The sequence below is a fragment of the Mycobacterium sp. genome, from assembly GCF_049673265.1.
Taxonomy (GTDB): Bacteria; Actinomycetota; Actinomycetes; order Mycobacteriales; family Mycobacteriaceae; genus Mycobacterium.
In genome coordinates, this window is sequence record NZ_JBATXN010000312.1 from 1 (window position 1) to 5,810 (window position 5,810).

Annotated in this window: 6 protein-coding genes and 2 pseudogenes; 5 read left to right on the forward strand and 3 right to left on the reverse strand. The window is 66.5% G+C overall.

The window, feature by feature from the left end; translation table 11 throughout:
- Positions 1–373: pseudogene (locus WBF82_RS11095) on the forward strand (serine/threonine protein kinase); the annotation flags it as partial.
- Complete coding sequence (gene pknB / locus WBF82_RS11100) at positions 373–2,253, forward strand: Stk1 family PASTA domain-containing Ser/Thr kinase (protein ID WP_424383087.1); 1,881 nt, start codon at positions 373–375, stop codon at positions 2,251–2,253. The pseudogene WBF82_RS11095 and the gene pknB, both read left to right, overlap by 1 nt.
- On the opposite strand, the pseudogene WBF82_RS11105 reads toward pknB, so the two are convergent.
- Both WBF82_RS11105 and WBF82_RS11110 read right to left on the reverse strand, forming a co-directional pair.
- Positions 2,231–2,927: pseudogene (locus WBF82_RS11105) on the reverse strand (aminodeoxychorismate/anthranilate synthase component II). The gene pknB and the pseudogene WBF82_RS11105 sit on opposite strands and share 23 nt — an antisense overlap.
- Before the next feature lie 37 nt (positions 2,928–2,964).
- Complete coding sequence (locus tag WBF82_RS11110) at positions 2,965–3,759, reverse strand: DUF881 domain-containing protein (RefSeq protein WP_424383088.1); 795 nt, start codon at positions 3,757–3,759, stop codon at positions 2,965–2,967.
- A 100-nt stretch (positions 3,760–3,859) separates the two neighbouring features.
- On the opposite strand from WBF82_RS11110, the gene crgA reads away from it, so the two are divergent.
- Together crgA and WBF82_RS11120 are read left to right on the forward strand one after the other, a co-directional pair.
- Positions 3,860–4,141 carry a cell division protein CrgA gene (gene crgA / locus WBF82_RS11115; RefSeq protein WP_424383089.1) on the forward strand — a complete coding sequence of 94 codons (282 nt, stop codon included), beginning with the start codon at positions 3,860–3,862 and terminating at the stop codon, positions 4,139–4,141.
- Positions 4,142–4,296: 155 nt separating this feature from the next.
- On the forward strand, positions 4,297–4,713 hold the full coding sequence (locus WBF82_RS11120) for a PH domain-containing protein (protein ID WP_424383090.1): 417 nt from the start codon (positions 4,297–4,299) through the stop codon (positions 4,711–4,713).
- A gap of 20 nt (positions 4,714–4,733) precedes the next feature.
- Here the strand turns inward: WBF82_RS11120 and WBF82_RS11125 are convergent, their stop codons facing one another.
- Complete coding sequence (locus WBF82_RS11125; protein WP_424383092.1) at positions 4,734–5,282, reverse strand: peptidylprolyl isomerase; 549 nt, start codon at positions 5,280–5,282, stop codon at positions 4,734–4,736.
- Positions 5,283–5,366: 84 nt separating this feature from the next.
- Between WBF82_RS11125 and cwsA the strand changes: the two genes are divergently transcribed.
- The gene (gene cwsA / locus WBF82_RS11130; protein ID WP_424383091.1) at positions 5,367–5,792 is read left to right on the forward strand and encodes a cell wall synthesis protein CwsA; all 426 of its coding nucleotides are present in this window, start codon (positions 5,367–5,369) and stop codon (positions 5,790–5,792) included.
- The last annotated feature ends 18 nt before the right edge of the window (positions 5,793–5,810 follow it).

Here is a 5,810-nt window from a genome sequence, read left to right on the forward strand (position 1 = left end):
GGCCGCCGCCAACCCCACCGGCCGCGCTCCCGTCGCCCGCCGCACCACGGGCGGCCATCGCACGCCGCCGGCGCGGCGAACCTTCTCGTCCGGTCAGCGTGCGCTGCTGTGGGCTGCCGGCGTACTCGGCGCATTGGCGATCATCATCGCCGTCCTCATCGTGATCAACTCGAAGGACAGCAGCTCGCAGCAGCAACCGTCCGCACCGACCGTGACCGACACCGGGCAGCCACCCAGCAAGCCCGGGTCGTCTCCGGCACATCCGACAAATTGGACGGATCGAGGGGTAACAGGTAATGCTGGACGGCAAAGTCAGCCGCAGGCGATCGCGCTGATCCCCCGCGCATTGCCACCCCGACCCGAGACACCCTAATGACCACCCCGCAACACCTGTCCGACCGCTACGAGCTGGGCGAAATCCTGGGCTTCGGCGGCATGTCCGAGGTCCACTTGGCCCGGGATGTCCGGTTACACCGCGACGTAGCGGTCAAGGTGCTGCGCGCCGACCTGGCCCGTGACCCCAGCTTTTACCTGCGCTTTCGGCGGGAGGCGCAAAACGCCGCCGCGCTCAACCACCCGGCGATCGTCGCGGTTTACGACACCGGCGAGGCCGAAACTGCTGCCGGCCCACTGCCTTACATCGTGATGGAGTACGTCAACGGTGTGACGTTGCGCGACATCGTCCACACCGACGGGCCGATGCCGCCCACCCGGGCGATCGAGGTCATCGCCGACGCCTGCCAGGCGCTGAACTTCTCCCACCAGCACGGCATCATCCACCGCGACGTCAAGCCGGCGAACATCATGATCAGCACCACCAACGCGGTGAAGGTGATGGATTTCGGCATCGCGCGGGCGATCGCCGACGGCGGAGTCAGCGTCACCCAGACCGCGGCCGTCATCGGCACCGCGCAATACCTCTCCCCCGAGCAGGCCCGCGGCGACTCGGTCGATGCCCGATCCGACGTCTACTCGCTGGGCTGCGTGCTTTACGAAATGCTCACCGGCGAGCCACCTTTCGTCGGTGACTCACCCGTCGCGGTGGCTTACCAGCATGTCCGCGAGGACCCTATTCCGCCGTCGCAGCGCCATGAGGGCATCTCCGCGGACCTCGACGCCGTCGTGCTCAAGGCGCTGGCCAAAAATCCCGAGAACCGCTACCAGACGGCCGCGGAGATGCGCGCCGACCTGGTGCGGGTACACAACGGCGAGCCGCCTGAGGCGCCCAAGATCCTGACCGAAGCCGAGCGCTCGTCGCTGCTGGCCTCGACGCATCCCAGCGACTCGGCCGGGCCGCAAACCGATCCGCTACCCCGCCAGGAACTCGACTACGGCCGCGAGCGCAGTGCCAGTTCGGTGAGTCGCTGGGTCATCGCGGTCGCTGCGCTGGCAGTGCTGACCGTCATCGTCACGATCCTGATCAACACCTTCGGCGGCGGGCTGCGCAACGTCCAGGTGCCCGATGTACGGGGGCAGGCGTCCGCCGATGCGATTGCCGCGTTGCAAAATCACGGCTTCAAAACACGCACCCAGCAGAAACCAGATTCGACCGTCCAGCCCGATCACGTCATCGGTACCGATCCCGGCGCCAACTCCAAAGTTGGTGCCGGCGAACTGATTACCATCGACGTCTCCACCGGCCCAGAGCAGCGCGAGGTGCCGGACGTGTCTTCGCTGAGCTATGCCTCCGCGGTGAAGAAGCTGAAGTCGGCCGGATTCAGCCGCTTCAAGGAGGTTTTGTCGCCGTCACCGCCGGAGATGAAGGACAAAGTCCTGGCGACCAATCCGCCGGCCAATCAGACATCGGCGATCACCAACGAGATCGCCGTGGTCGTCGGCTCGGGTCCCTCGACCAAGCAGGTTCCCGACGTTGTGGGACAGAACGCCGACCTCGCGCAGAAGAACCTCACGGTCTACGGGTTCAGCAAATTCAGCCAGGCCGCCGTCGACAGCCCTCGCCCGGCCGGCGACGTAATCGGGACCAATCCGCCTGCGGGAGCGACTGTTCCGGTCGATACGATCATCGAGATCCAGGTCTCCAAGGGCAACCAGTTCATCATGCCGGACTTATCGGGGCTGTTCTGGGCTGACGCCTACCCGCAGCTGCAATCGCTGGGTTGGACCGGCGTCCTGGTCAAGGGAGCCGACGTCGACGCCGGTGGCGACAAGCACGCCCGGGTGGTGTTCCAGAGTCCGTCCGCGGGTCAGGGCGTGAACAAGGACGGGCCCATCACGCTGAAGTTCGGTCAGTAGCCGACGACGTCGATCTCGGCGGAGTGCCGCACCGTAGCCAAACTGCTCACGATCTCGTTTTCCAGCCGCCGCACCAACCCGTTGTCGAGCACCTGACCGCAGTAGGCCAGCCAGTTGGCCAGCATTCGATGACCACCTTCGGTGAGTATCGATTCCGGGTGGAACTGGACCCCGTGGATCGGCAGCTCGGTGTGCCGCACACCCATGATCACCCCACTGCCGGTGCGGGCGGTCACCTCCAGCTCGGCGGGCAGGGTTTCCGGCAGGATGGTCAGCGAGTGATACCGCGTCGCTGTGAAGGGATCCGGAAGCCCCTGCAGTACACCGGCATTCGTGTGAAAGACGCTGCTGGTTTTGCCGTGCAGCAACTCCGGAGCGCGATCAACGGTTGCGCCGAACGCGACGCCGATGGCCTGGTGTCCCAGGCACACACCCAGCAGCGGAGTCTTCGCGGCCGCGCAGGCGCGCACCAAGTCGATCGATGCGCCGGCGCGCTCCGGCGTGCCCGGACCCGGGCTGAGCAGGATCCCGTCGACTTCGGCGGCAATCGCAGCGTGGTCGGACAGCCAAGCGTCGTCGTTGCGGCAGACCTGTACCTCGACGCCCAGCTGCCCGAGGTACTGCACCAGGTTGAAGACGAAGCTGTCGTAGTTGTCGACGACCAAGATCCGCATCGTGCCAGGTTACCGTTGTGCGCGAAGGCGGGTCGGGTCAGTAGCTGACCGGGCCGGCCGGCTGGGCGAAGTGCATCCGCACGGGCTCGCTGTACCCGGTGATCCGGACATCCGGCGTGACTTGCTCGGTGTAGCCCAGGCCGAACCGCACCACGTACTGCTTGTAGAGGCTCACCAGGGGAGAGGCGGCCAGCGCGGCTTGCATGGCCGCGGCGTCACCGATCGCGGTGACCTTGTACGGCGGACTGTAGGTCCGGCCGTTGAGCAGCAGCGTGTTGCCAACGCAGCGCGGCGCCGAGGTGGCGATGATGCGCTGGTCCTGCATCTGAATCGCCTCGGCGCCGGCACTCCACAACGCGTTGAGCACAGCCTGGATGTCCTGCTGGTGCACGACGAGATCGTCCGGGGACGCGTCGCGCGGGAAGCGACCGTTGGCGTCGCGCTGCGCGTCGTCGAGCGTGACCACCAGCCCCGGGCCGTGCACCGGGTTCAGGCCGGCGTCGCCGGCGAGCTCGGCCGACCGTCGCAGCATCGCGGCCAGCGCCGAGTCCGACGACCGCCCATGCGTCGAGTCGATGCTGTTGGACAGTCGATCCCGGTCGGCGTTCAACCGGTCGACCTCGAACTGCTCCCGACGGACCAAGTCCACCAGCCGAGGCGCGTCACTGCGCCGGATCTCGCCGCCCCGGGACACCCCGTGCGTTGCGCCGAGCAGCAACCCCGCCAGCAGGCAGACCAGCGGAACGCCGACCCGCCACGACGACGGGCGCGACTCCTGCGCACGTGGGGTCGCCGCACGGGCTCGAAACAGCCGGACGATCCGGTCGGCCATCGCCCCTCCGTTCGGTGCTGGTTTGGTGCGTTAGGCTCGTCCTGACACACTGCAGCACACTGCCCTGAATACCGTATCGCCGAGGCATCCCGAGGTAGCAATGCCCAAGTCCAAGGTTCGCAAGAAGACCGACTTCACCGTCAGCGCGGTCAGCCGTACGCCGGTCAAAGTGAAGGCCGGCCCGTCCAGCGTGTGGTTTGTTGTCTTGTTCTGCGGCTTGATGCTGATCGGCCTGGTCTGGCTGATGGTGTTCCAGCTGGCCGCCACTGGCCCCGACGCGCCCTCGATGCTCAGCTGGATGGCCGACCTCGGCCCGTGGAACTACGCCGTCGCGTTTGCTTTCATGATCACCGGTCTGTTGCTCACAATGCGGTGGCGGTAACCGTTGACGCGACCGTAATGAATTCATTTTCGGTCTGCGCGCTTACTGGGCCGGCAACCTCCGACTTGTTAGATCACACGCGTGTGATTCATCCCCATTGTTGATAGCGCTTGTGGATAACTCCATCGGCAGTGGTAGGCCCGCCTAGGAGCAGCGTGCAGCAAACGCAGTGGTCGCCGTCTTCAACCGGAATCGCAGCTTGCGGCATCGCGGGCATTGTGATGGCTATCGCCTGTGTGACTGTCGTCACAGACCCCCCGGGGCGGTTACTGCTCGGTATTTCCGCGGCCGGTCTGATCTTGTTTGCAAGCGCGTCGTGGCGCGCACGTCCAAAACTGGCAATCACGTCCGACGGTCTCCGCGTCCGCGGCTGGTTGCGGACGCAGCTTTTGCGGCGCGCCGAGATCAAGATCATCCGGATCACCGAATTCCGCCGAATCGGGCGCAAGATGCGGCTGCTCGAGATCGACGCGGAGGACGGCAGGCTGCTGATCTTCTCGCGTTGGGACCTCGGCGCCGATCCGTTGCAGGTGCTCGACGTGCTTACCGCGCACGGCTACGCCGGCCCCTGACGGGCGGCCGGGCAGCCGGTTCAGGAAATCGTGATCGACTCGATGACGACCGGTTCGGTTGGACGGTCGCCGGGGCCGGTGGCAGTCGTGGCGATGGCGTCGACCACATGCTGTGAGTCCGGTTCCACGACTTCGCCGAAGATGGTGTGCTTGCGATTCAGGTGCGGGGTCTGACCGACAGTGATGAAGAACTGCGAGCCGTTGGTACCCGGGCCCGCATTCGCCATGGCCAATAGGTAGGGCTTGTCGAACTGCAACTCGGGGTGGAATTCGTCGGCGAACTTGTAGCCCGGGCCGCCGCGGCCGGTACCGGTCGGGTCGCCGCCCTGGATCATGAAGCCGTTGATCACACGGTGGAAGACCGCGCCGTCGTAAAACGGGCCGGAGCTACCGCCCGAGGCGTTCTCGGTCGAGTACTCCTTAGTGCCTTGGGCCAGACCGACGAAGTTGGCGACGGTCTTGGGAGCGTGGTTTCCGAACAGCGCGATCTTGATGTCGCCGCGGTTGGTGTGCAGTGTGGCAGTGGCAGTCTGAATCGGGCTGGTAGTCACGGCATCACAGTCTGCCATCACGCTTACCCGGCTACGCCCACCGGGCTACCGTCTGGAAGTATCCGATTACGGTCTTGCGGAAGCGGCCGGGGAAGGCGAGCAATGAGCGCTAAGAACCACACCCGGCTGACGTCGCGGCAGCGGCTATCCCGCGGCCTTACCTACACCGCGGTCGGGCCGGTGGACGTTACCCGCGGCCTCGTCGGGCTGGGCGCGCACTCGGCGCAGGCCGGCGCCTCGAGTCTGCGCCGCCGTTACCGGGAGGGCCGCCTGGCCCGGGATTTGCAAACCGCCCAAGAGGCGCTCGCGCAAGAGTTCGCCGCGGCGCAGGAGGTCGTTAGCGGACTGCCGCAAGCGCTTCAGGAGGCGCGCCGATCCCGGCGGCGCGGCCCACGTCCATGGGTGCTCGCCGGAGCGGCCGCCGCAGTCCTTGCCGCCGGCGCCGCAGCGTTCTCGATTGTCCGCCGCTCGACGCGCAAGGAGCCGTCGCCACGGCCGCCCAGCGTCGACGTGCAGCCCCGTCCGTAGCCGCGCGCGATCCTGTCA

Excerpts from the sequence above, each read along its gene's own strand:
- WBF82_RS11110 (WP_424383088.1), bottom strand. The coding sequence starts at position 3,759 with ATGGCCGACCGGATCGTCCGGCTGTTTCGAGCCCGTGCGGCGACCCCA.
- crgA (WP_424383089.1), top strand. The coding sequence starts at position 3,860 with ATGCCCAAGTCCAAGGTTCGCAAGAAGACCGACTTCACCGTCAGCGCG.
- WBF82_RS11125 (WP_424383092.1), bottom strand. The coding sequence starts at position 5,282 with ATGGCAGACTGTGATGCCGTGACTACCAGCCCGATTCAGACTGCCACT.
- cwsA (WP_424383091.1), top strand. The coding sequence starts at position 5,367 with ATGAGCGCTAAGAACCACACCCGGCTGACGTCGCGGCAGCGGCTATCC.
- pknB (WP_424383087.1), top strand. The coding sequence starts at position 373 with ATGACCACCCCGCAACACCTGTCCGACCGCTACGAGCTGGGCGAAATC.